Below are 25,690 nucleotides of genomic sequence, written 5' to 3'. Positions count from 1 at the left end.
TGGGGAAACACCTAACCGGGCAGCGACGATACCTTGACACGTCTAACCCTGGCGTTAGATGTCATGGGGGGAGATTTTGGCCCTATCGTGACAGTGCCTGCAGCATTGCAGGCACTGAATTCTAATTCGCAACTCACACTTCTTTTAGTCGGGGATCCCGATACAATCACGCCATTACTTGCCAAAGCTGACTTCGAACAACGTTCGCGTCTGCAGATTATCCCTGCTCAGTCAGTTATTGCCAGTGATGCCCGGCCCTCGCAAGCTATTCGCGCCAGTCGTGGAAGCTCAATGCGTGTTGCCCTGGAGCTCGTGAAAGAAGGTCAGGCACAAGCTTGTGTCAGCGCCGGTAATACGGGCGCACTGATGGGACTTGCGAAGTTATTGCTCAAACCCCTTGAGGGAATTGAGCGTCCGGCGTTGGTGACGGTTTTACCGCATCAGCAAAAGGGCAAAACGGTGGTGCTGGATTTGGGCGCCAACGTAGATTGTGATAGCACGATGTTGGTGCAATTTGCCGTCATGGGTTCCGTGCTGGCAGAAGAGGTTGTTGGCATTGCCAATCCTCGCGTAGCGTTACTCAACATCGGCGAAGAAGAAACGAAAGGTCTCGACAGTATTCGAGATGCTTCAACTGTGCTAAAAACAATCCCTTCCATTAATTATATCGGCTATCTTGAAGCCAATGAGTTACTGACTGGCAAAACCGATGTGTTGGTCTGTGACGGCTTTACAGGTAATGTCACATTAAAGACGATGGAAGGTGTTGTCAGAATGTTCCTTTCACTGCTGAAATCTCAGGGTGAGGGCAAAAAACGGTCGTGGTGGCTTCTGTTATTAAAACGTTGGTTACAAAAAAGCCTGACAAGGCGATTTAGTCACCTCAACCCCGACCAGTATAATGGCGCCTGTCTGTTAGGATTGCGCGGCACGGTGATTAAGAGTCATGGTGCGGCCAATCAGCGAGCATTTGAAGTCGCGATTGAACAGGCAGTGCAGGCGGTGCAGCGACAAGTTCCTCAGCGAATTGCCGCTCGCCTGGAATCTGTATACCCAGCTGGATTCGAACTGCTGGACGGTGGCGAAAGCGCAACCTCACGAGCACACAGATAACGGTGCGTTTGTGAATGTGGCCAACGTATCAGCGATTTGCTCGTGGCGGTATATAACCAAAAAGTGACTGAGCGTACATGTATACGAAGATTATTGGTACTGGCAGCTATCTGCCTGAACAAGTGCGTACTAACGCCGATTTGGAAAAAATGGTTGAGACATCTGATGAGTGGATCGTCACTCGTACAGGTATCCGTGAACGCCATATTGCAGCGCCAAATGAAACAGTTGCGACGATGGGCTTTGCCGCCGCAAACCGTGCGATTGAAATGGCGGGCATCGACAAAGAGCAAATTGGTCTGATTGTGGTTGCTACCACATCATCCACTCACGCATTTCCAAGCGCGGCGTGCCAGATCCAAAGTATGCTGGGGATCAAAGGCTGTCCGGCGTTTGACGTTGCAGCAGCTTGCGCTGGTTTCACTTACGCCCTGAGCGTTGCCGACCAGTATGTTAAATCTGGCGCAGTTAAGCATGCTCTGGTCGTTGGCTCTGATGTTCTGGCGCGCACCTGTGATCCAACCGATCGCGGAACGATCATCATTTTCGGTGATGGGGCGGGCGCGGTTGTACTGAGCGCATCAGAAGAGCCAGGCATTCTCTCCACGCATCTGCACGCTGACGGTCGCTATGGCGAACTGTTGACGCTGCCTAACGCCGATCGCGTGAACCCAGAAAACCCGATCCATCTGACGATGGCGGGTAACGAAGTATTTAAAGTCGCGGTGACCGAGCTTGCGCACATCGTTGATGAAACGCTGGAAGCCAATAATCTCGACCGTTCTGCGCTGGACTGGCTGGTACCGCATCAGGCTAACCTGCGCATTATCAGCGCGACAGCGAAAAAGCTGGGTATGTCGATGGATAATGTTGTCGTGACGCTCGACAGACATGGTAATACCTCTGCTGCCTCCGTACCGTGCGCGCTGGACGAAGCCGTCCGCGACGGGCGTATTAAAGCTGGGCAGTTGATATTGCTTGAAGCCTTCGGGGGTGGATTCACCTGGGGCTCCGCGCTGGTTCGTTTCTAGTATAAGGATTTAAACATGACGCAATTTGCATTTGTGTTTCCGGGGCAGGGTTCCCAGACCGTTGGGATGTTGTCTGAAATGGCAGCAAACTACCCAATTGTTGAAGAAACATTTGCTGAAGCATCAGCTGCACTGGGCTATGATCTGTGGGCGTTGACTCAGCAGGGGCCGGCCGAAGAACTGAATAAAACCTGGCAGACGCAGCCAGCGCTGTTGACCGCATCTGTCGCGCTTTATCGCGTATGGCAGCAGCAGGGTGGTAAAACACCTGCGCTGATGGCGGGTCACAGCCTGGGCGAATATTCTGCGCTGGTCTGCGCAGGCGTGATCGCATTTGCTGATGCCGTACGTCTGGTAGAACTGCGCGGTAAGTTCATGCAGGAAGCTGTACCAGAAGGCACAGGCGGTATGTCTGCGATTATCGGTCTTGATGATGCGTCTATCGCTAAAGCATGTGAAGAGTCAGCAGAAGGTCAGGTTGTTTCTCCGGTTAACTTCAACTCGCCAGGCCAGGTGGTTATCGCGGGTCATAAAGAAGCGGTTGAACGTGCGGGCGCTGCCTGTAAAGCTGCGGGTGCGAAACGTGCTCTGCCACTGCCAGTTAGCGTGCCGTCTCACTGTGCGCTGATGAAGCCTGCTGCTGAGAAACTGGCCGTTGAGCTGCAGAAAATCACCTTTAACGCACCGACAGTTCCGGTCGTGAACAACGTCGATGTGAAGTGTGAAACCACGGCAGACGCAATTCGTGATGCGCTGGTTCGTCAGCTGTATAGCCCGGTTCAGTGGACTAAAACCGTTGAATTTATGGCATCCCAGGGCGTAGAGCACCTGTATGAAGTTGGTCCGGGTAAAGTTCTGACCGGTTTGACGAAACGTATTGTTGACACCCTGACTGCTTCGGCACTGAATGAGCCGGCGGCACTGTCTGCGGCGCTAGAGCAATAAAAGAGGAAGACCATGAGTTTTGAAGGAAAAATCGCGCTGGTTACCGGTGCAAGCCGTGGCATTGGCCGCGCAATTGCTGAGACACTCGTTGCCCGTGGCGCGAAAGTTATCGGTACTGCTACCAGCGAAAGCGGCGCGCAGGCCATTAGCGATTATTTAGGTGCAAATGGTAAAGGTCTGATGTTGAATGTGACCGATCCTGCATCTATCGAATCTGTTCTGGAAAATATTCGCGCAGAATTTGGTGAAGTCGATATCCTGGTCAATAATGCCGGGATTACTCGTGATAACCTGTTAATGCGCATGAAAGATGACGAATGGAACGATATCATCGAAACCAACCTGTCATCTGTTTTCCGTCTGTCAAAAGCGGTAATGCGAGCTATGATGAAAAAGCGTCATGGGCGTATTATCACTATCGGTTCTGTGGTTGGTACCATGGGAAATGCGGGTCAGGCTAACTACGCTGCGGCGAAAGCGGGTCTGATCGGCTTCAGTAAATCACTGGCGCGCGAAGTTGCGTCTCGTGGCATTACTGTAAACGTTGTTGCTCCGGGCTTTATTGAAACGGACATGACGCGTGCGCTGTCTGATGATCAGCGTGCGGGTATTCTGGCGCAGGTTCCTGCGGGTCGCCTTGGCGGCGCTCAGGAAATCGCCAGTGCGGTTGCATTTTTAGCTTCTGACGAAGCAAGTTACATCACAGGTGAGACTTTGCACGTCAACGGCGGGATGTACATGGTTTAACCACGATTGAAAAATATTTGCGTTATTAGGGTGAATGGCCTCAAAATAGCGCAAAATCGTGGTAAGACCTGCCGGGATTTAGTTGCAAATTTTTCAACATTTTATACACTACGAAAACCATCGCGAAAGCGAGTTTTGATAGGAAATTTAAGAGTATGAGCACTATCGAAGAACGCGTTAAGAAAATTATCGGCGAACAGCTGGGCGTTAAGCAGGAAGAAGTAACCAACAATGCTTCCTTCGTTGAAGACCTGGGCGCAGATTCTCTTGACACCGTTGAGCTGGTAATGGCTCTGGAAGAAGAGTTTGATACTGAGATTCCGGACGAAGAAGCTGAGAAAATCACTACCGTTCAGGCTGCCATTGATTACATCAACGGCCACCAGGCGTAAGTGAACATCTCCAGGCGGTCATTCGACCGCCTGAGTTTTATCTTTTTATCCCACTTGAATTATTTTCCCTCCCTGGAGGACAACCGTGTCTAAGCGTCGTGTAGTTGTGACCGGACTGGGCATGTTGTCTCCTGTCGGCAATACCGTAGAGTCTACCTGGAAAGCTCTCCTTGCCGGTCAGAGTGGCATCAGCCTGATCGACCATTTCGATACTAGCGCCTATGCAACGAAATTTGCTGGCTTAGTAAAGGATTTTAACTGTGAAGACATTATCTCGCGCAAAGAACAGCGCAAGATGGATGCTTTCATTCAATATGGAATTGTCGCTGGCGTTCAGGCCATGCAGGATTCTGGCCTCGAAATAACGGAAGAGAACGCCCACCGTATTGGCGCCGCTATCGGCTCTGGTATTGGCGGTCTCGGTCTTATCGAAGAAAACCATACCTCTCTGGTAAATGGTGGACCGCGTAAGATCAGCCCGTTCTTCGTTCCGTCGACGATTGTTAACATGGTGGCAGGTCACCTGACCATCATGTACGGCCTGCAAGGGCCAAGCATCTCCATCGCGACCGCCTGTACTTCAGGCGTGCATAACATCGGTCATGCCGCACGTATCATTGCATACGGGGATGCGGACGCGATGGTTGCAGGTGGTGCAGAAAAAGCCAGTACGCCGCTGGGCGTGGGTGGTTTTGGCGCGGCACGTGCGCTGTCTACACGTAATGATAACCCGCAAGCGGCAAGCCGTCCGTGGGACAAAGAACGTGATGGCTTTGTGCTGGGCGACGGCGCAGGTATGGTTGTACTGGAAGAGTACGAACATGCGAAAGCGCGCGGTGCAAAAATCTATGCTGAAGTCGTTGGCTTCGGTATGAGCAGTGATGCTTACCACATGACGTCACCACCGGAAAACGGTGCAGGTGCTGCGCTGGCAATGGTCAACGCGCTGCGTGATGCGGCTATCGAAGCGGGTCAGATTGGCTATGTCAACGCGCATGGTACGTCTACGCCTGCAGGCGATAAAGCAGAAACCCAAGCAGTGAAATCTGTCTTTGGTGATGCGGCAAGCCGTGTAATGGTAAGCTCCACCAAATCTATGACCGGACACCTGTTGGGTGCGGCGGGCGCGGTAGAGTCTATTTTCTCTATCCTGGCGCTGCGCGATCAGGCTATTCCGCCAACCATCAACCTGGATAACCCGGATGAAGGTTGTGATCTGGACTTCGTACCTCACGAAGCGCGTCAGGTTAGTGGTCTGGAGTATGCGCTGTGTAACTCCTTTGGCTTCGGTGGTACCAACGGCTCTTTGATCTTTAAAAAGATTTAAGCCCGTTAGGTGATGCGCTAGCATCGATAGCAAATTGAAAAGGTCCGCTTGTCGGGCCTTTTTTTATTCGGTTTTCCGCCCTTGTCCTGTGTTACTCATCCTGCCAAACTAGCGGACCAGAAATAAGGAGCCACCATGTTCTTAATTAATGGCTGCGAGCAGAATATGCTGGCAGCAAGCGATCGAGCGACCCAATTTGGTGATGGCTGTTTTACCACTGCCTGTATTATCGACGGCGAAATCCCTCTCTTTGCAGCGCATCTTGAGCGTTTACAAGATGCTTGCCAAAAACTGCTGATCTCTTTTGAAAATTGGTCCGAGCTGCAAAATGAAATGAAAATGCTGGCGAAAAGGCACGTACGCGGGGTGTTGAAAGTGATTATCAGCCGTGGCAGTGGAGGCCGGGGTTACAGTGGCAAAAGTTGTCACAGCGCCACACGCATCCTCTCCGTTTCAGCCAGGCCCGATCATTACGATCGTTGGCGGCAAGAGGGGATTTCGCTGGCGCTAAGCCCAGTGCGACTGGGGCGTAATCCACTGCTTGCCGGACTTAAGCATCTGAATCGACTGGAGCAGGTGTTGATTCGCTCTCATCTTGAACAGATGGACGCAGATGAAGCACTGGTTCTTGACAGCGAGGGATGGGTTACGGAATGCTGTGCGGCTAATTTGTTCTGGCGTAAAGGTGATGTGGTTTACACGCCTCGCCTGGATCAGGCCGGAGTTAACGGCATTATGCGACAATTCTGTATCCGGATGCTGGCACAATCACCGTTCAGTATTGTCGAAGTGTATGCAGGGTTGGAGGAGGTTATGCAGGCTGATGAAATCGTCGTCTGTAACGCGTTAATGCCCATTATTCCCGTGCGTACCTGTGGCGACACATTGCTGTCTTCACGTTTGTTATTCGATTTTTTAGCCCCACTTTGTGAGCACCCGAATTAGTCATGAAAAAACTGTTACTCGTTGTCCTGTTATTGCTGGTTGTGCTGGGCATTGCCGCGGGAGTGGGAATGTGGAAAGTTCGCCATCTGGCGGACAGTAAATTATTGATTAAAGAAGAGACGATTTTTACGCTGAAAGCGGGGACGGGCCGCCTGGCCCTGGGCGAACAGCTGTATGCGGACAAGGTTATTAACCGTCCGCGCGTGTTCCAATGGCTGCTGCGTGTGGAACCCGAACTGTCGCATTTTAAGGCCGGAACCTACCGTTTTACACCCGACATGACGGTTCGGGATATGCTGCAACTGCTGGAAAGCGGAAAAGAGGCGCAGTTCCCGTTACGTCTGGTTGAAGGGATGCGCCTAAGCGATTACCTGAAACAGCTGCGCGATGCCCCGTATATCAAACATACATTAAGCGACGATAGCTATGAGACCGTGGCCCAGGCGCTGAAGCTGGAAAACCCGCAATGGGTGGAAGGTTGGTTCTGGCCAGATACCTGGATGTATACCGCCAATACGACTGACGTAGCGTTGCTAAAACGCGCGCATCAGAAAATGGTTAAAGCGGTGGATACTGTCTGGGAAGGGCGCGCTGACGGCCTGCCTTATCAGGACAAAAATCAGCTGGTAACCATGGCTTCTATTATTGAAAAAGAGACTGCGGTTGCCAGCGAGCGTGACCAGGTGGCTTCGGTGTTTATTAACCGTTTACGTATCGGTATGCGTTTACAAACCGATCCGACGGTGATTTACGGTATGGGGTCACGGTATAATGGCAAATTGTCGCGCGTGGATTTAGACACCCCGACCGCTTATAACACCTATACCATTACAGGACTGCCACCTGGCCCGATTGCCATGCCGGGAGAGGCATCGTTGCAGGCCGCGGCACATCCGGCAAAAACGCCGTATCTGTATTTTGTGGCTGACGGTAAAGGTGGCCACACGTTTAACACCAATCTTGCCAGCCACAACCGGTCCGTGCAGGATTACCTGAAAGTGCTTAAGGAAAAAAATGGGCAGTAACTATATCGTCATCGAGGGCCTGGAAGGCGCCGGAAAAACCACCGCGCGTAACGTAGTGGTAGAGACACTTGAGCAACTCGGTATTCGTGACATGGTTTTCACCCGCGAACCTGGCGGCACGCAACTGGCTGAGAAACTAAGAAGCCTGGTGCTGGACATTAAGTCGGTGGGTGACGAGGTTATCACTGACAAAGCCGAAGTTCTGATGTTTTACGCTGCGCGCGTACAGCTGGTCGAAACCGTTATTAAACCTGCGCTGGCGAAAGGCGCGTGGGTAATTGGCGATCGTCACGATCTGTCTACTCAGGCGTATCAGGGCGGTGGACGTGGTATCGATCAAAACATGCTGGCAACCCTGCGCGATGCAGTACTCGGCGATTTTCGCCCGGATCTGACTATCTATCTGGATGTGACGCCAGAAGTCGGGTTGAAGCGTGCCCGTGCACGCGGCGAGCTGGATCGTATTGAGCAGGAATCTTTCGATTTCTTTAATCGTACCCGCGCGCGCTATCTTGAGCTGGCTGCCAAAGACGCCAGCATTCGCACTATAGACGCTACGCAGCCGCTGGAGGCTGTGATGGCTGATATTCGCAATACCATCACCCAATGGGTGAAGGAGCAGGGCGCATGAAATGGTACCCATGGTTACGACCGGATTTTGAAAAACTGGTGGCCAGCTACCAGGCGGGTCGTGGTCACCATGCGTTACTGATTCAGGCGTTACCTGGAATGGGCGACGACGCGCTGATTTACGCCCTCAGCCGCTATTTAATGTGCCAGCAGCCGGAAGGACATAAAAGCTGCGGACAGTGCCGTGGCTGTCAGCTGATGCAGGCGGGGACACACCCTGACTACTATTCGCTGCTGCCAGAAAAAGGCAAAAGCACGCTGGGGGTTGATGCTGTACGCGAAGTCAGTGAAAAGCTGTACGAGCATTCGCGTCTCGGCGGTGCGAAGGTCGTATGGATCCCCGATGCCGCCCAGTTAACCGATGCCGCCGCCAATGCCCTGTTGAAAACGCTGGAAGAACCCCCGGCGCAGACCTGGTTTTTCCTCGCCAGCATAGAGCCTGCTCGTTTGCTGGCGACATTACGCAGCCGTTGTCGGTTACATCATCTTGCGCCACCTCCTGAGTCTTATGCTATCTCCTGGCTTGCTCGTGAAGTGACTGCGTCGTCAGAAGCGCTGCTTAGCGCGTTACGTCTAAGTGCCGGTTCGCCAGGCGCGGCACTCACGCTGTTACAGGCTGAAAGCTGGGCGCACCGTACAGATTTTTGTGCGGCACTGGTGAATACATTAAACGCCGGTGATTGGTATATCTTGCTCGCGGCGTTAAACCACGATCAGGCTGCCGCCCGTTTACACTGGCTGGCAACGTTGTTTACGGATGCGTTGAAACGCCCGTATGGGATTGCCCATTTAACCAATCCCGATGCCCTGGACCTGATATCTTCCATCGCAGAACGGTTATCCGTTGCCCAGATACAGGCGATACTCGGTGACGTTTGCCATTGCCGTCAGCAGTTGCTGAACGTGACGGGCGTAAACCGCGAGCTGGTATTAACCGATCTTATTCTTCGTATTGAGCATTACCTGCAACCAGGCACCGTACTGCCTGTTCCCCATCTTTGAGAGAGACATTATGTTTTTAGTCGACTCACACTGCCATCTTGATGGCCTGGATTATCAATCTCTGCATAAGGACGTGGACGACGTGCTGGCGAAAGCGGCCGCACGCGATGTGAAATTCTGTCTTGCCGTTGCAACCACCTTGCCAGGATACCGCAGTATGCGTGAACTGGTTGGTGAGCGTGACAATGTGGTTTTTTCCTGCGGCGTGCATCCGTTAAATCAGGATGAAACCTATGATGTTGAGGAGCTGCGTCGTTTTGCCGCCGAAGAGGGGGTTGTGGCGATGGGAGAAACCGGGCTGGACTATTTTTACACGCCGGAAACAAAGGTGCGCCAGCAGGAATCTTTTATCCACCATATTCAGATTGGCCGTGAGTTACAGAAGCCAGTTATCGTGCATACCCGCGATGCGCGAGCCGACACGCTGTCTATTCTGCGCGAAGAAAAAGTGACGGATTGTGGCGGCGTACTACACTGTTTTACAGAGGACAGAGAAACGGCGGGCAAATTACTGGACCTTGGATTCTATATCTCGTTTTCCGGCATCGTCACGTTCCGAAATGCAGAGCAGCTCCGTGATGCCGCCCGCTATGTTCCTCTGGACCGGTTATTGGTCGAGACGGATTCTCCCTACCTTGCGCCTGTACCGCATCGTGGAAAAGAGAACCAGCCCGCCATGACTCGTGACGTTGCAGAGTACATGGCCGTAGTGAAAGGTGTTGCCGTTGAAGAACTGGCGCAGGCAACCACTGATAACTTTGCCCGCCTGTTTCACATCGACGCTTCTCGCCTGCAATCTGTTCGTTAACTGACTTTTTTTAAAGCTCGTAATTAATCACTAATGCGAGTAAAGTTCACCGCCACAAAATGGGCGGTGAATAACCAGCTTGACACATTCAGAAACGCATTTTATCGGAATGTGCGGATTTTGCGGCCATTCACGACTGAACTGTGATAGCCGTCAAACAAAAACAAACTGAATTATTTTACTCTGTGTAATAAATAAAGGGTACTTAGATGCCCTGTACACGGCGAGGTTCTCCCCCCTCGCTAATGCGTGAGAACGTAGAAAAGCACAAATACTCAGGAGCACTCCTAATTATGTTTAAGAATGCATTTGCTAACCTGCAAAAGGTCGGTAAATCGCTGATGCTGCCGGTATCCGTACTCCCAATTGCAGGTATCCTGCTGGGCGTCGGTTCCGCTAACTTCAGCTGGCTGCCAGCCGTTGTATCGCACGTAATGGCAGAAGCGGGCGGTTCTGTTTTTGCGAACATGCCGCTGATTTTTGCTATCGGTGTTGCGTTAGGCTTCACTAATAATGACGGTGTATCTGCACTGGCATCCGTTGTTGCTTACGGCATCATGGTTAAGACCATGGCTGTAGTTGCGCCGCTGGTTCTGCATTTACCTGCTGAAGAGATCGCAGCTAAACACCTTGCTGATACGGGTGTTCTCGGGGGGATTATCTCCGGTGCGATTGCAGCGTATATGTTCAACCGCTTCTACCGTATTAAATTGCCTGAGTATCTTGGCTTCTTTGCGGGTAAGCGCTTCGTTCCTATCATTTCTGGTCTGGCTGCTATCTTCACAGGTGTGGTTCTGTCCTTCATTTGGCCGCCAATCGGTACTGCTATTCAGACGTTCTCCCAGTGGGCTGCATACCAGAATCCGGTCGTGGCGTTCGGTATCTATGGCTTCATTGAACGCTGCCTGGTGCCGTTTGGTCTGCACCATATCTGGAACGTTCCATTCCAGATGCAGATCGGTGAATACACCAACGCTGCAGGTCAGGTGTTCCACGGCGACATCCCTCGCTATATGGCGGGTGACCCGACTGCGGGCAAACTGTCCGGTGGCTTCCTGTTCAAAATGTACGGTCTGCCGGCGGCTGCTATCGCTATCTGGCACTCTGCTAAACCAGAAAACCGCGCGAAAGTGGGCGGTATCATGATCTCCGCGGCGCTGACCTCGTTCCTGACCGGTATTACCGAGCCGATCGAGTTCTCCTTCATGTTCGTGGCGCCGATCCTGTACATCATCCACGCGATTCTGGCTGGTCTGGCATTCCCGATCTGTATCCTGCTGGGTATGCGTGACGGTACGTCGTTCTCCCACGGTCTGATCGACTTTATCGTTCTTTCCGGTAACAGCAGCAAACTGTGGCTGTTCCCGATTGTCGGTATCGGTTATGCGATTGTTTACTACACCATCTTCCGTGTGCTGATCAAAGCGCTGGACCTGAAAACTCCGGGTCGTGAAGATGCCACCGAAGACAGCAAAGCAGGTGCGTCAGGCGAAATGGCTCCGGCTCTGGTTGCGGCGTTCGGCGGTAAAGAAAACATCACTAACCTTGATGCGTGTATCACCCGTCTGCGTGTCAGCGTGGCTGACGTTGCCAAAGTGGATCAGGCTGGCCTGAAGAAACTGGGTGCGGCGGGCGTTGTGGTAGCTGGCTCCGGTGTTCAGGCGATTTTCGGTACTAAGTCCGATAACCTGAAAACTGAAATGGATGAGTACATCCGTAACAGCTAAGCAGTAAGAAATTGGGGAGAACTAAGGCAGCCTACGGGCTGCCTTTTTTATTGCATTAATTAGCCTGAACGCGAATCGGCGCGGTGACGGCGAACAGCCACGGACGAGCCTCTGCATTCACGCGAGGGGATAACGTCTCTCTGACCTGCTGGTGGTAATCATCAATCCATTGCTTTTCAGCTTCACCCAACAGATGCAGTTCAACCAGGTTCAAATCAATCGGCACCAGCGTCAGCGTTGAGAAACGACAGAAGCCAGGGCGGCTGTTGATTATTTCCACCTGGTTCTCAATACGGATCCCATATTGCCCGGCCAGATAGTAACCCGGTTCGATAGTGATGATATTGCCCGCGACCAGAGGCCAGGGGTTTACTTTCTTGGCAATGCGATGGGGTTGTTCATGGATAAGCAACTGGTGGCCTACGCCGTGTCCTGTTCCATGATCAAAATCCAGGCCTAAATCCCACAACGCCCGACGGCTAAAGGCATCCAGTTGATGGCCCTGAGTGCCGCTGGGAAACTGCAGTGAAATAAGCGACAAAAAGCCTTTCAGCACGGCGGTGTAATGCAGACGACGTTGCGGATCCTGTGGACCAAACGCGAAGGTACGCGTCGTATCCGTCGTACCATTGTGGTACTGGCCGCCGGAATCATTCAGATACATGGCCTGCGAGGTAATTGGCGTATTGGTTTTTTCACTGGAGTGGTAATGACACATCGCCGCATTGCTGGCAGAGGCCGATATCGTGCTGAAGCTTTGCTCAATAAATCCCGGCTGCTGCTGGCGAAATTCCAGTTGCTTCGCCTGGGCTTCCAGTTCGGTGACCGGATTGCCAGCCGCTTCGCGCAAAGGGACTTCATGGGCCAGCCAGGCAAGGAAATTAACCCAGGCTGCGCCATCTTGTTCATGGCATTCCCGATAGCCCGCCAGTTCAACGTCATTTTTGTGGGCTTTCATCAAGGTGATGGGATCAGGGGCCCATAAGACGTTGCCACCGTGTTCTTCAATGGCAAAACGCAACGCAACCGGGGCGTAGTCTTTATCGACCAGGAAGCGTTTCCCACTGGCCAGTTGCTGGCAACGTACCAAGAAACTCTCTTGCGGGGCCAGCGTGAGCGTGTTCAGCAGTGATACGGGGAGTTGCTGCGTTTTGTTGCTATCCACAAACCATTCCAGCTCACCGCTGCGATGGAGCAGGGCAAACGAAAACGGTACTGGCACCATAGCCAGATCTGAACCGCGTACATTCAACAGCCAGGCAATGTTATCCGGCAGGGTAATTGCCAGTACGTCAGCCTCATGTTGAGCGAGTTGTTCCACGACGCGGGCACGCTTTTGCGTGCTGCTTTCCCCGCTGATTTCAATCGGCATTTCACGAATGATGCCGCAGGGGGCTGCCGGTCGGTCAAGCCACACCTGGTCAAAAGGATCTTGCTCAAGAGGTACCAGCTCGCAATGAGTTGCCGACAAGGCTTCAAACTGGCTGTTGACCATCAGCAGCGGTTCAAAGCCGATACGTGTACCCGCTGCAACGTGAGACTGCAAATAGTCGGCCAGCGGTTCATCGTGTAAATGATGAATTTCAAAATCATCCAGAGAGACTTCATTGCGTACCTGGACCTGATAGCGTCCATCGACAAACATTAACGCACGGTCCTGAAGGACCAATGCGAGGCCGGCAGAGCCGCTAAATCCGGTCAGCCAGGCCAGTTTATTGTCATGCGGCGTACAATCTTCGCTTTGATGAGCGTCGGCGCGTGGAACAATCATGCCATCCAGCCCCTGCGCTATCAGCAGGTTGCGCAGGGCGGAAAGAGGAGTTGAGTTGTGCATAGTTAACCTTCAGGTCTTAACGGAACGGCGGTTCGTTGAATGTACGTAATTTACGGGAGTGCAGTCGGTCGCCTTCAGCACGCAGACGATCGATAGCCCGGATACCTATTTGCAGATGCTCAGAAATAGCACCTTCATAAAAACGGTTGGCCTGACCAGGTAGTTTGATCTCACCGTGCAGCGGCTTGTCGGAAACGCACAGCAGCGTGCCGTACGGAACGCGGAAACGGTATCCCTGAGCGGCGATGGTGGCGCTTTCCATATCGATAGCCACCGCGCGACTGAGGTTGAAACGCAGCGCAGAAGCGGAATAGCGTAGCTCCCAGTTACGATCGTCGGTGGTGACGACAGTACCGGTCCGCAAGCGCTGTTTAACTTCTTCACCGGGCATACCGCTGACTTCTTTGGTGGCGTCATACAGGGCGCGTTGTACTTCCGCAATGCTCGGAATCGGAATATCCGGCGGTAGTACGGCATCCAGAACGTGATCGTCACGCAGATAAGCGTGGGCCAGAACATAGTCGCCAATCGCCTGGCTTTCACGCAGACCACCGCAGTGACCAATCATCAGCCAGACGTCAGGACGCAGTACGGCCAGATGATCGCAAATGGTTTTGGCGTTAGACGGGCCAACACCGATATTGACCAGCGTGATCCCCTGACCGTCAGCCGTGATTAAATGCCAGGCGGGCATCTGGTGTTTCTTCCAGGCGAGATCGGAGATGGCTTCTTCTGGCGCTTCGGTTTCGGCGGTGATCCAGATCCCGCCCGCACAAGAAAGCGCGATATATGGGCTGTTCGGGTCGAGGATCTGGCTGCAACCCCAACGCACAAACTCATCGACGTAGCGGGTGTAGTTGGTGAACAGCACAAAAGGTTGAAAATGTTCAACCGGCGTTCCCGTGTAATGACGTAGTCGCGCCAGCGAAAAATCCACGCGTCGGGCATCGAAGTGAGACAGCGGAGAAAATTCCGCCGGATGAAAAATCCCGTCTGCCGTTTCGTCACCAATCTGCGACAATTCAGTGGTGGGGAAATGGCGCGTTAATCCGGCGCTCATCGAGCGATCCAGCGTCAGTTCTGAACCGTCAATCACATAGGGATAGGGGATTTCATGCTGCGACGGCTCGACGGAGATATGCGCATCATAATCCTGATACAGCAGCGTGAGCTGTTCTTCAAGATACGGACGAAAAAGCGACGGGCGGGTAATCGTAGTGGTGTAGCTGCCCGCATGGGTAAAACGACCATAGGCTCGGGTTTTCGGGGGATTGGTGGCGATGCCATCCCAGGTGACACACAGTGATGGGTAAACAAAAAGACCGTTATGGCGGGCGATTACATCAGGGAGCGTCCCTGTTTCAATATACTTACCAATGGCGCTACGCAGTGCTTTAACCGACTGCTCGTACAGCGCGTCCAGTTTATCCAGTGCCTGAGCCGGGGTCAGGCTGGAGCCCTTATTGTTCATGTCTGCCTCCTTGTTCCACAGATGTACTGCTCTCCCGATAGTATGTCACAGGAATGTGAAACAAAAGTCAGACGTTGAGGAAGATTGCGCGAAGACCGGACGGCCTCCGCACCCTGGCTTAACCGTGCTGCTTATCCCGCATCAGCAATGCTGTAGTCGCGGAAATAAGACAACCCGCCATCAGATAAATGGCTACACTGTGCCAGTCTCCGCCGGAGAATGTTACCAGTGCAGCAGCAATGAAGGGGGTAAAACCGCCGCCAACTACGCTTGCTACCTGATAACCAACGCCTGCGCCGCTGTAGCGATAGCTTGCGCCAAACAAACCGGTAAACATAGGCTGCTGTACGCAGACCACCATATCGTGTGCAATGTTGGCCAACATAATCGCGAAGAACACGATCCAGAAAATGGATTGCGCTTCTAACGCCATAAAGAACGGGAATGCGCTAAGCGTCCCGACCAGTGCGCCAGTAATGTAAACGCGCCGGCGACCAAAGCGGTCGGCGAGCCAGGCAAAGCAGGGGATGGTCAGACAGCTCAGTCCACCCACCAACAAGCCGATATTCAGAAACAGTTCACGAGGTAAGCCCAGATTCTGCGTGGAGTAATTAAGGGCAAACGCGGTGACGATATACATCGTCAGCAGTTCACACAGGCGCAGAGCGATAATTTTCAAAAACGCACCTGGATGACGGATTAATGCCTCGACTACCGGTAGTCTCTTTTTCTCTGGTTGCGGTGCCTGCTGCTGCTGTTCGAATTCGGCCGATTCATCCATTCGGTTACGCATCCACAACGCGCCCAATACCAGCACGATGCTGAACAGGAATGGAATACGCCAGCCCCAACTCAGGAACTGCTCATCGGTGGTTTGCGAGCTAATCAGCGAGACCAGACCGGTAGAAAGTAACAGTCCGACGCCGTAACCAACCTGAACGCCGCTGCTGTAGAAGGCTTTTTTATTTTTCGGCGCGCTTTCGACCGAGAGCAACGCTGCGCCACCCCATTCACCGCCAACGGCGAACCCCTGAACGGCGCGCAGCGTCACCAGCAGCACAGGAGCCCACCAGCCAATGGTGTCAAAAGAGGGAATAATCCCGATCAGCGCAGTGGCAATACCCATCATCCAGACGGTAAGCATCAGCATACGTTTACGGCCCAGACGATCGCCGAAGTGGCCGAAGATCACCCCGCCTAACGGACGGAACAAAAATCCGACGCCAAAGGTAGCAAATGCGGCAAGTGTCCCCATCGCTGGGCTGACCTGTGGGAAGAACTCGCGGTTAAAGACCAGTGCGGCAGTAATGCCATAAAGCAGAAAATCATACCAGTCGACCACGGCACCCGCGAAGCTGCCAAGCGCAGCGCGTCGGGCGCGGTTAAGCGAAGAGGCGTCCTGTTGGGGACCCGTGGAGGTGAGGGTGGAATCCATAGTTATCCTGTCTGTACTGTTTTTTAGTTATTAGTATTTGAGTTGGGTTACACACATTGCAGTCGCAATATTAACGACCGTTATGAGATTACCGCGACAGACGGGAAGTGAAAACGATTATCTCCCTCATCTGATGGCAACATGAAAAATAAGATGAATGAAAAATCTGAATCTGGTGGAATCGTGGCCTGTCAGGAGTGTTCTGATTTCAGGCGGAGCATTAGGAATACTGTATTTGGGGAAGTTATAAACCCACTTTCATAATGGTATACGGAGATTCAGTGAAACCACATCGCTCATAAGCACGAATCGCACGCCTGTTATCTCCGTAGACATATAAGCGAAGCTCCAGTGCCTTTTGTTCAAAGTGCGTGCGGTAGCCCAGCGCATTAAGCAACATCGCGTCGGCCGGTGTGGCCACGGATTTGTAATGTCATGAATGATTCCCATCCTGGTAATAAATTGACGATTACTGAATTATATCAAAACTGTCAGTGATACAGTGGGATGCGAATATATCAGAGGCTTTTCAGTATGAAGATTGTTTTTATCCCTGCGTTGATCGTGGTCCTGATTGATAAAGAACAGGACATAGGACGGGAATTGACCCGCGATGAGGTTGAGTCCATTCGCGATGGCGCTACAGCCATCCGCCTGCCGGCCGAAGCAGCCGAGGATATAATCAGAGAGCGTGGCTACCGCGATATTGATCCTGAGAATGTCTGGCGCGAGTGGCAGGCGTATAAAGCTGACTGAATGTCGATGGGAACACACTGCTTTAGTGCCACATGAAAATTGTGCACTTACACGGATGCGTTTGTTCAGCAGCTGGCGTGGAGCTGAGGGGCAACTTTGAGCGAATAGTAGACTTTTGTAATAAGAACTGTATGGATGTTGCTAGCAATGCCGTATGTTAATACGCTGGTAGTAGGTAAAATTATTTATCTTCGTCATAGTAAAACCCACTAAAAATGGAGATGAAATAGTCGTATAACTAAGTATAATAATTTTCATCTATTGAGATAAAAACTCAATAAATTTAACTTAGTTCAACTCGAGGTATTCATGGGGTTTTGGGATGCAGTTGGTAAATGTGCGAAGGTAGCAGGAAAAGGAGCTATGGCTGTAGGGAATAGCTTGTTAGAGACAACTCGCGAGGCCTCTGAATTAGCTGACGCCTGGGAGGGTAAAGACAAAGCATTTATTCATAATAAATATAAAAATGGTAATGTGGTAGAAAAAATGGCAGCCACTAAAGTTGCAAAACAAAATGGCTGGAAAAAATAGAATGTAATAATACTTGATGTGAGCTGTACCCTATAAAGTTAGTGACCAAATTTTATGATACAGCTCATTCTAGAGTGGGAAGGAAGACTGTTATTGGATACGTGCTTTAAGGCATATCCTTTTTTAATGATTCTACCGCAACAATTATGAAATCTGTCGATATTGAGGGTCAGCTTTTGGCACTTAGCTACCATAAGACGGTCAAGCAACTCACCGGACATTTCTGTTTCGCAATGAAGGCACCTTTCTGCATTGCGTCGACAGATACGCCATTGCCTAGCTTCTTACAGCCAGTCCCCTAGGAGTAGTGTTATTCAACAAGGCCGTACGCTACCCCACTTTTAGCATTCGCTGAAGTTCATGATCCATATATTCATCTACAGCATTGACATTAATTCCGCCTGCTTTATACCAGACATGGAGTTCTTTAATCGCCAGAGTTCCAAACCTCGCCCAGCCGATGAGGTTCGTTCTCAGGAGGAACTGAATCATTTCGCCTCCTGAACGAAGTGCTGCATCTCCTGCATCCATCAGACACAAGGTTCCATGCGCCACAAGCAACATTCGCCTGAGTTCAGGGTTGTTTGCAGAAGGAATACATTCACCCCAAGCCTTCTTATGGTAGCAACGTTGTTTAACCGTCCAGGAGATCCGCACAAGCAACTCAGTAATCATGACGGGGATCGCCATCGCTAATCCATGCCGTAAGTCGTATCCTTTCTCAAAAACTTGGACGGCGACGGTAGCGAAAGACTGGCGATGCTGACCAAATTCACCCACGTTAATAAACTGAAGTAATGAAAAGAAAGGAATAGGGATACCAGAGCCTCTCCCTGCTGCACCGGAAGAGCCCGCCATATCAGAAAAAAGGTGACCAAGCCAGTTTACGAAACCACTGAATACCTTAGAGACAACGTTATTCCCTTTAAGCTCAAAAGTCTCGGTATCTACGGAAACCAGTTTTCCATCTGCAACAAAATGTGCTGTGCTGGTAAATTGGTCAAGGATCGAGAAAAATAAACCGACTAAATCCGGGGAGTGGGCGAGACTCTTAATATGGTGATTCTTCGTGTTCATCCTGAACAGACCGTCGACATCTCCTCCGTGCCGATGGTCATAGTTGACCTTGAATTTCCCCTCAAGAAAACCGATAGCGCTTTTTGTCGGATTTTGTGCGTTTTTACCTCCCTCCCACCCTAATGCTGAGGCGAATTTCTCGACGGCATTGTCCACTGCATTATCCGCAAGCCGGGTCAATTTCCCTTCACCTGGCGCACCTACGAGAAAAATATCGATGAGTCCGCCAATAACGCCACAGGTGCCAGCGATCATGTAATCATATTTGTCGCAGCGGGCAGTCTTTAAGGTGAAGTCTTCCTGAATGCGTTTTTCCAAGGCAATTCTCTGGGTTGGAGACATCAGTGCACTAAACGGATCGACCGTTAAATCGATTTTGTGCTTATGGGCATAGTGCGAGACAGACTGAGAATAGGTTTCCCAGTCCATATTACTGGTGAACGCTATTGTTTCTATCATCGACAGTTTACTTACGCTGGACGATGAAGGGTGCAAACCGGATTCAAGGTAATCGCTGAATTCGCTGGAAACCGTTGTGTGGATATTCTCATTAAACGTGATATCTGAGTGTTCCAGAACACCGTCCATAGCCAGAATCATTTCATCTAAAGCGGCATCAGTATCAGTTTGCAAAGCGTTAAGCGCTTCCAGAGCGGCATCAAGGTCAGCCAATTGATGCTCGCTTTGTTCAAGCTGGTGTTTTTGCACCAGCAAGGCCGATACCTGAGTATCCGGTTTTTTCATTATGAGAACAGCCCAGTCAGTTTGCCTTTGATAACATCCCCCGCTCTGAAATAGCCGATGCCTTCAAAGATGGTGACAAGTTTTTCTAATTGCTGAGTGGATGCGTCTTCTTTTATCTGAAGTTTTTTTACTTCAACGCTCTTACCATCGTGTTGCTCCTCAACAATACATTCTTCATAGAATGAAAGAACAATATCATGGAATTGTTTTTTGGTGGGTTCCCGTGTCAGTGAACTGAGTTTGGCCTCATCAAGATAGACAGGACACTTAAGTTTGAGAGCACTGTTTTGCATTTTATTAGATTTCTTGTTCAATTCATCCGCCGCGCCGGTCAATGCATTCATCATCTTCTGGAGCTTTTGAATTTTTTCTCCTTGCCGATTGTGCGCATCCAGGGCGTCGTTAAATTTTCGAGAAATATAATTGAGGTCATTGATCAGGGCAGACAATGTAGATTGTGTCTGCTTGATGACTTCATTAAGCATGAGTTCCCGGCGCTTGGTTTTATCCAGCTCATTGGCACCCGTAAGATGGCGGATCCCTTTATAGGCTCCCACCCCTATTAACACCGCGACGCCGATACCCGTTGCCATACTTGAAAAACCCAACACGCCGCCAAGTCCAAGTGTTGCAAGGCCAGAAGTGATCCCTGCCGCGGACATACCGATGACAGAGCCAGACAGATAGACAGCAGCGAGGGGCACACCTACCGCACCTGCTTTTGCCGTAAGTTCTTTCATACTGCGTTTCAGCGCATCGTCGGAAAAATCTTCCCGTAATAGCTTGAAGTCTTGCTGAATAGCCATCACTGCGAGCTCTATTTCTTCGTCAGTTACGTCCAGCAGGGGCTGTACTTGTTGAAGAAAGGGAAATTTTTTATATTCGCCGTCATTAACACTCATGTAGATGCTAATCAGGTCTTTAACAAGAGAGATTTTTATTGATTTGTTATGACTTGGGATGCATTCACGGTCAATGCTCGCAATTAATTCTACAACTGGTATCTGACTGGATTCTGCACCGATATAGCTACGTAGCGTAAATCGGGATTCGGTCATTAACTCAAGTCGGGTCATCAGCGAGAGAATTTCGGCAAACTCTTTTTTATCAACCAGATCATCATCGAAGAACGCCATGTTCACAATGATTTTGACATACGCCACTTTGAGCGCTTCTGACATTTCGGCAAGTGTGATGAGCTGATCTTCTTCTTTGAACTCGTCAAAGTGACTAATGATATGCTCCAGAACGTCGCTCAGCTTTTTATAGTCGCACTCCATCAAGCCTTTGAGTTGTTTTACCTCGCCACTTTTTAGTCTGAGGGAAACAGACTCAGTTCGCTTCTCCTTGCCTTTATCATTTACCGTGACATCTTCTATATATTCTACTGCTTCAATATTGTTGTAGAACACGTCATAAGGACTTTCAAACGTTTCTTTTACGACCAGCTTTTCACCAGTAAAAACGATGCCATCTTTTGCGCTGCCAAATACAGTGTTGTCATAAATGGCTAGCACAGCATTCAAGTTATCGGCAACATTGAATGCCTTAGCAACGTTATTCAGTTTTTTTTCAGGGATGCCAGGCGCAACAAAAATATTCTTACTCACCGAAGGTAAATTTTCCTTAAGGAAGGTATTAACGTTACTCACAAATTTCTCCTTATTCGTTGCAGTGGGTCGACGAATAATTGCCCCGATTTTTCAAAGCGTGATTATCTCCACCAGGAGTGTCACATCTTGTCATTAGCACATAGGTATATGATTGAATATAAAAAGGAGTATGCCATTTAGGCAAGTAAATCATTCACGAAATACTAAAAGGATACATGAGGCTGTTCTATCTCTTGAGCGAAATAAAATATAACCATCTATTAAATAAAGAACTTAAGTAAAACACCATCAAATCATAACGAGATGTCGCGTGCTGGAAGCTGTGAATTATGTGACGATTAACGCTTAAAAAGGAACTCAACGCATCGTCCGCTGTTGGCACGAAGCTGACGTTTACTATGCTCTGCAGGATGGCTCGACACCTGGATTATTATTTCAGAGATCAGCGCTGACTTTTTTCTCGCATCCAGGCAGCAGAATGAGGCAAATTTTTAACACCCGGCCATGGCTTGCACGGCCGGGTAATGGCTAAGAATGCGCGTAAATAAAAGGTTATGCCACTTATGTGCCTAAATGTTTATTAAAGAATGGAATAATCTCCGACAGCGCTTGTGCCGTCGCTTCCGGACGATCATACAGATCATAGTGAGATACCCCTTTCACAACCTGCAGTGTCTTCTCAACGGAGCGCGCACGCTGATAAAGTTCATAACCGTCGCGATAAGAACCGAAACCGCCAGGAACATCGCCGATAACAATATGTAATGGCTGTATCAGTAGCTTTTCCGTAAAGGCAAAAGCATCCCAGTTTAAGGCCGGTGCGGTGCTGGTAAGTCGCAATTTGTTAGGCGAGCCTGGCTTTTGCCCACGCGGGGTCGTGTAGTAATCAACTGCCTCAATGATGTCGATATCGTTGATGTGCGCATTCGCCAGTGCTTCTGCATTGTCAGGAATATAACCGACAACAAGAGCAGCGGCCCCCCGAGCTTCAGCAGTGCGCTGTTTACCCAGCGCGTCAATCGTTCTGAGCGCGGCATCCGGACTGGAATCCCCCTCACGCATAATGCGCCCATAATTGGCGGCAACCACGGTGGCAACGGCTTTGAAACGGTGATCAATGGTAGCGGCGCTAACGGCATATCCACCGCCGCCACAAACGCCTAAAACCCCAATACGATCTTCATCTACGTAGGCTAAAGTCACCAGATAGTCTATCGCGCAGCGAAAGTCTTCCACGCGGGTGGATGGATTTTCGCTAAAGCGTGGTTCACCCCCGCTTTCACCCTGGGTAGAGGCATCGAAAGCAAGAGTAATAAATCCAGCTTCAGTCAGCTTCTGACCGTAGACTGCGCCGGATGTCTGTTCTTTACAACTGCTGATAGGATGGGCGCAAACAATCGCCGGGTATTTCTGGTTGGCATCAAATCCCTCAGGTAAGCGGAAAGTGGCGGCAACTTGCCAGCTGTTGTGCCGGAATGAAACGACTTGTTCATGAGACATAGCAGGAGTTCCTCAAGTTAATGGCGACGTTCTGAGCATTAATGCGGGACGTTAATGTAAGGATAAACGGGTGACTTAAGCATCAACTGGCGGTCGGCATTGACGATGCCTACCGTACTGTCGCTGTCAAACAGTTGCCATGTGTATTCCGCCAGCTTTTCCGCGGTAATAAATGAGTCCTCGGCAAACAATCCATCGCCACTGATGCCACCATGGTCTGAAGAATGAGCAACGAATTCACTCTGTGTTGGACCTGGCGCGATCACTTTTGCCCGCATTATTTTGCCCTGGTCACGCAGATTCTGCGCCAACCCCTCGGTAAATGCGGCGACAAAGAACTTAGTCGCGCAGTAGGTAACGGCGATATCAAAGAGTGAATAACCGCCGACGGATGACACATTAATCAACGTCGCCTCCCGATCGGCATAATCCCGGGTATACAGAAGGGAGAGCATGGTCAGGGCCTTAACATTTAAATCCAGCATCCGGGTCGCTTTCGCTAAATCGATATCCCAGGGCATGGAGAAATCGCCAAACCCTGCATTATTGATAAGCATGACAAGCTCGAAATCAGCCAACTGGCGATACAGGTGTTCCGCCTGGCCTTCCTGCGCCAGATCGCACGGTTTTGCGATGACCTGCACCGCATACCGGCTTTCAATATCCTGTTTAAGTTTCTGCAATTCGTCCTCGCGTCGGGCGGTGATAATCAGGTTGTAGCCGCGGGAAGCGAACTGATAGCTAAGGGCTTTGCCGATGCCTGAACTGGCGCCGGTGATAAGGGTATATTTCATGATGTCGTTCTCTGGTCAGTGGTAGCCCGGTGGGCAAGGCGTAGGTCTACAGGTTTTCTGCGAAGAAAGAGACAAATTTGCCTGTCGCTTCCGACACATATTCAGGCTGGTCATACATGGCGATATGGGTAGCACCATTAACGATATGCAGGTTTTTATTCTGGCTTGCGGCTCGCTGATAAATCTCTTCCGTCATCCAGCGCGTTCCCGCCTCGCTGCCCGCAATTACCAGCATGGGCTGAGTCAGAAAAATATCGGCGAGGTTGAAGGCATCGTAGGTAACCAGCTGCGCAAGGCTGCGGGTGGTGAGCCGACTCGGCGCATTGCGATGCATTGCCCGTGGCGTTCGGTAGTACTCATAAGCTTCTGCAAAATCTCTGTTTGGCGCCTCCGCCATGGAGTTTGGGGTGGTGGGCAGATAGCCAGTGGCTGCGCCTTTTGCCTCCGCAGTACGTTGTTCCGCAGCCATTTGCAGAAGTTCAAGGGATGATGCAGGCTGTTGATTGCCTTCCCATCCCTGGCGATACATGTCGCCATAGTTAACGGCGCTGATGGTACCAAGTGCTTTAATTCGGCGATCCAGCATAGAGGCGTGAATGGCATAGCCGCCGCCAGCGCAGATGCCAACGACACCGATTCGCTGCTCATCGACGCAGTGCTGAGCCACCAGATAGTCTATTGTTGCACTGATATCTTCCACCCGGTGATATGGGTTTTCAAGCTGACGAGGTTCCCCGCTGCTTTCACCCTGATAAGCGGCATCAAACGCCAGGGTAATGTAGCCATGACGCGCCAGTTCTTCAGCATACAGGCCTGACGTTTGTTCTTTGACGCCGCCGCTCGGGTGAACGACCACAATAGCTGGATAGCATGCGGATTCGTTAAAATTCTCGGGCAGGAACAGATTCCCCGCCATGGTGATTTCGGCATTGGTAAAGCGAATGGATTTCATCATTTTCTCCCCCCCGGAGTCGACGTGTGTTGTGACGGTGAAATGATGATAGAACTGGACAGTTCATTTGATTAGCGTGGATAATTTGATGTCAGTTATTAGCGTGGCTTATTAATCAATGAAAGAGAATCTTAACGACCTGATCACCTTCCTGACGGTTGTTCAGGAGGGAAGCTTCACGCGGGCGGCAGTGAAATCAGGGACATCACAGTCGGCGGTGAGTCAGACTATCGGGAATCTTGAAGCGCGTCTGCAGCTAAAATTACTTAATCGCACGACGCGGAGCCTGACTCTGACGGAGGCGGGAGAGCGTCTGGCACAGTTGATTGGCCCGGCTATCGAAGAAATTTCTACCGGTCTTGATCAGCTTGCTGACTTGCGGGATAAACCCGCGGGAAAAATACGTATATCCGCCGATGAATACGCTATCCAGCAGGTTCTGTGGCCGAAACTGGCGCCGGTTTTGAAGAACTATCCTGATATTCACCTGGAACTGATCACGGATTATGGCCTGGTTGATATCGCCAAAGAGCGTTTTGATGCCGGCGTACGGCGAGGTGGCCTGATAGCCCAGGATATGGTGGCCATTCCGATTAGCGCGGAACACCGTATGGTGGTCGTAGCTCGCCTCAGTGTCTGCAGGAACAGGATTTCCCGACAACTCCCGCACAATTGCTGACGCTGCAGTGTATCAATTTACAGTTACCCACTCATGGTCAGAATTTGCCGTGGACGTTTTTAATTAACGGGCAAGAGCAAAAGTTGCGCGTTCAGGGGCAGGTTATCGTTAACGGCATCAATCAGGTTCATCAGGCCTGTCTTGACGGTTACGGGCTGGCTTATGTTCCGCAGGCATTAGTGCAGGATGATATCGCCTCTGGCCGACTGCTCACCGTTCTGGACGACTTCACTATCACTTTCCCGGGGTATTATCTGTATTACACCAGCCGGCTGAAATCCTCGGCTGCGTTTAATATCATTGTTGAAGCGCTGAGAATGTCCGCATTATAGCGACGTGTTATCACTCGTTAAATGCAAAAATTACCGAAGTTACGAGAACTTGCATTAGCCACGGATAATCAGCGTACCGAAACCTGCATTTCACGGGTTGCTATGGTGTTGAGAGTAATCCCTGAACACCGCCTGTCTGCAGTTTATGAACCGATGATTAACATGGTTTTGACTGGTCCTAAACGCATGATGATTGATGACAGAACGCTGCAATATTATTCAGCTCAGAACAGTTGAAATGTTACCTGGGCAGGGTGAAGTCATCACAGCGCAAGTGATA

General features: G+C 50.8%; 23 protein-coding genes and 1 pseudogene. 16 read left to right on the top strand and 8 right to left on the bottom strand.

Going from position 1 to position 25,690, the window contains the following annotated elements:
• The first annotated feature begins 33 nt into the window (after positions 1–33).
• The 12 genes from plsX (at position 34) to ptsG (ending at position 11,692) form a co-directional block, all read left to right on the top strand.
• Positions 34–1,113 (top strand): phosphate acyltransferase PlsX, encoded by a 1,080-nt coding sequence (gene plsX, locus OGX67_RS18865; protein WP_257652006.1) that lies wholly within the window; start codon positions 34–36, stop codon positions 1,111–1,113.
• Positions 1,114–1,190: 77 nt separating this feature from the next.
• Positions 1,191–2,144, top strand: a complete 954-nt coding sequence (gene fabH, locus OGX67_RS18860; RefSeq protein WP_003832181.1) for a beta-ketoacyl-ACP synthase III — start codon at positions 1,191–1,193, stop codon at positions 2,142–2,144.
• A gap of 15 nt (positions 2,145–2,159) precedes the next feature.
• Entirely contained in the window at positions 2,160–3,089 is a 930-nt protein-coding gene (gene fabD / locus OGX67_RS18855; RefSeq protein WP_008320343.1) for an ACP S-malonyltransferase, read from the top strand.
• A 12-nt stretch (positions 3,090–3,101) separates the two neighbouring features.
• Positions 3,102–3,836 (top strand): 3-oxoacyl-ACP reductase FabG, encoded by a 735-nt coding sequence (gene fabG / locus OGX67_RS18850; RefSeq protein ID WP_003036255.1) that lies wholly within the window; start codon positions 3,102–3,104, stop codon positions 3,834–3,836.
• A gap of 155 nt (positions 3,837–3,991) precedes the next feature.
• Positions 3,992–4,228, top strand: a complete 237-nt coding sequence (gene acpP, locus OGX67_RS18845; protein ID WP_000103754.1) for an acyl carrier protein — start codon at positions 3,992–3,994, stop codon at positions 4,226–4,228.
• Between the two features lie 85 nt (positions 4,229–4,313).
• A complete protein-coding gene (gene fabF / locus OGX67_RS18840; RefSeq protein WP_003036260.1) occupies positions 4,314–5,555 on the top strand; it encodes a beta-ketoacyl-ACP synthase II in 1,242 nt (413 codons plus the stop codon).
• A 135-nt stretch (positions 5,556–5,690) separates the two neighbouring features.
• A complete protein-coding gene (gene pabC, locus OGX67_RS18835) occupies positions 5,691–6,500 on the top strand; it encodes an aminodeoxychorismate lyase (protein ID WP_257652007.1) in 810 nt (269 codons plus the stop codon).
• Between the two features lie 2 nt (positions 6,501–6,502).
• Entirely contained in the window at positions 6,503–7,525 is a 1,023-nt protein-coding gene (gene yceG, locus OGX67_RS18830) for a cell division protein YceG (RefSeq protein ID WP_003036266.1), read from the top strand.
• Positions 7,515–8,156: a dTMP kinase gene (gene tmk / locus OGX67_RS18825; protein WP_003036268.1), complete on the top strand. Its 642-nt coding sequence runs from the start codon at positions 7,515–7,517 to the stop codon at positions 8,154–8,156. The genes yceG and tmk overlap by 11 nt, the downstream gene beginning before the upstream one ends.
• Complete coding sequence (gene holB, locus OGX67_RS18820) at positions 8,153–9,157, top strand: DNA polymerase III subunit delta' (protein ID WP_257652008.1); 1,005 nt, start codon at positions 8,153–8,155, stop codon at positions 9,155–9,157. Before tmk ends, holB begins: the two co-directional genes overlap by 4 nt.
• 10 nt (positions 9,158–9,167) lie before the next feature.
• Positions 9,168–9,965, top strand: coding sequence for a metal-dependent hydrolase (locus tag OGX67_RS18815; RefSeq protein ID WP_003036276.1), 798 nt, complete (start codon positions 9,168–9,170; stop codon positions 9,963–9,965).
• Positions 9,966–10,258: 293 nt separating this feature from the next.
• Positions 10,259–11,692 (top strand): PTS glucose transporter subunit IIBC, encoded by a 1,434-nt coding sequence (gene ptsG, locus OGX67_RS18810; protein ID WP_003036277.1) that lies wholly within the window; start codon positions 10,259–10,261, stop codon positions 11,690–11,692.
• Positions 11,693–11,747: 55 nt separating this feature from the next.
• Here the strand turns inward: ptsG and OGX67_RS18805 are convergent, their stop codons facing one another.
• The 3 genes from OGX67_RS18805 to shiA all read right to left on the bottom strand — a co-directional run bounded on the left by OGX67_RS18805 (position 11,748) and on the right by shiA (position 16,432).
• A complete protein-coding gene (locus tag OGX67_RS18805; RefSeq protein ID WP_200055216.1) occupies positions 11,748–13,526 on the bottom strand; it encodes an aminopeptidase P family protein in 1,779 nt (592 codons plus the stop codon).
• Between the two features lie 16 nt (positions 13,527–13,542).
• A complete protein-coding gene (locus tag OGX67_RS18800) occupies positions 13,543–14,997 on the bottom strand; it encodes an AMP nucleosidase (protein ID WP_003036283.1) in 1,455 nt (484 codons plus the stop codon).
• A 118-nt stretch (positions 14,998–15,115) separates the two neighbouring features.
• Complete coding sequence (shiA, locus tag OGX67_RS18795) at positions 15,116–16,432, bottom strand: shikimate transporter (RefSeq protein WP_194857828.1); 1,317 nt, start codon at positions 16,430–16,432, stop codon at positions 15,116–15,118.
• A gap of 534 nt (positions 16,433–16,966) precedes the next feature.
• Here shiA and OGX67_RS18790 point away from each other — a divergent pair.
• Positions 16,967–17,188, top strand: a complete 222-nt coding sequence (locus tag OGX67_RS18790; RefSeq protein WP_003036289.1) for a hypothetical protein — start codon at positions 16,967–16,969, stop codon at positions 17,186–17,188.
• Positions 17,189–17,497: 309 nt separating this feature from the next.
• A complete protein-coding gene (locus tag OGX67_RS18785) occupies positions 17,498–17,719 on the top strand; it encodes a hypothetical protein (protein WP_128298903.1) in 222 nt (73 codons plus the stop codon).
• Positions 17,720–18,049: 330 nt separating this feature from the next.
• On the opposite strand, the gene OGX67_RS18780 is transcribed toward OGX67_RS18785, so the two are convergent.
• From OGX67_RS18780 to OGX67_RS18760, 5 genes are all read right to left on the bottom strand, one after another.
• Positions 18,050–19,540 (bottom strand): hypothetical protein, encoded by a 1,491-nt coding sequence (locus tag OGX67_RS18780; protein ID WP_286526981.1) that lies wholly within the window; start codon positions 19,538–19,540, stop codon positions 18,050–18,052.
• Positions 19,540–21,192: a hypothetical protein gene (locus OGX67_RS18775; protein ID WP_268043868.1), complete on the bottom strand. Its 1,653-nt coding sequence runs from the start codon at positions 21,190–21,192 to the stop codon at positions 19,540–19,542. The genes OGX67_RS18780 and OGX67_RS18775 overlap by 1 nt, the downstream gene beginning before the upstream one ends.
• A gap of 522 nt (positions 21,193–21,714) precedes the next feature.
• Positions 21,715–22,653 (bottom strand): alpha/beta hydrolase, encoded by a 939-nt coding sequence (locus OGX67_RS18770; RefSeq protein WP_257651384.1) that lies wholly within the window; start codon positions 22,651–22,653, stop codon positions 21,715–21,717.
• Between the two features lie 38 nt (positions 22,654–22,691).
• Complete coding sequence (locus OGX67_RS18765; RefSeq protein ID WP_257651385.1) at positions 22,692–23,447, bottom strand: SDR family NAD(P)-dependent oxidoreductase; 756 nt, start codon at positions 23,445–23,447, stop codon at positions 22,692–22,694.
• A gap of 46 nt (positions 23,448–23,493) precedes the next feature.
• Positions 23,494–24,402, bottom strand: a complete 909-nt coding sequence (locus tag OGX67_RS18760) for an alpha/beta hydrolase (protein ID WP_286526977.1) — start codon at positions 24,400–24,402, stop codon at positions 23,494–23,496.
• 115 nt (positions 24,403–24,517) lie between these two features.
• Here OGX67_RS18760 and OGX67_RS18755 point away from each other — a divergent pair.
• Positions 24,518–25,410 (top strand): annotated as a pseudogene (locus tag OGX67_RS18755) (LysR family transcriptional regulator).
• Between the two features lie 21 nt (positions 25,411–25,431).
• Positions 25,432–25,647, top strand: coding sequence for an AraC family transcriptional regulator N-terminal domain-containing protein (locus OGX67_RS26875; RefSeq protein ID WP_003846779.1), 216 nt, complete (start codon positions 25,432–25,434; stop codon positions 25,645–25,647).
• Positions 25,648–25,690 lie beyond the last annotated feature (43 nt).

This window comes from Citrobacter sp. Cf118, assembly GCF_030334095.1.
GTDB classification, from domain to species: domain Bacteria; phylum Pseudomonadota; class Gammaproteobacteria; order Enterobacterales; family Enterobacteriaceae; genus Citrobacter; species Citrobacter freundii.
This window is presented reverse-complemented; position numbering and strand designations above follow the sequence as displayed.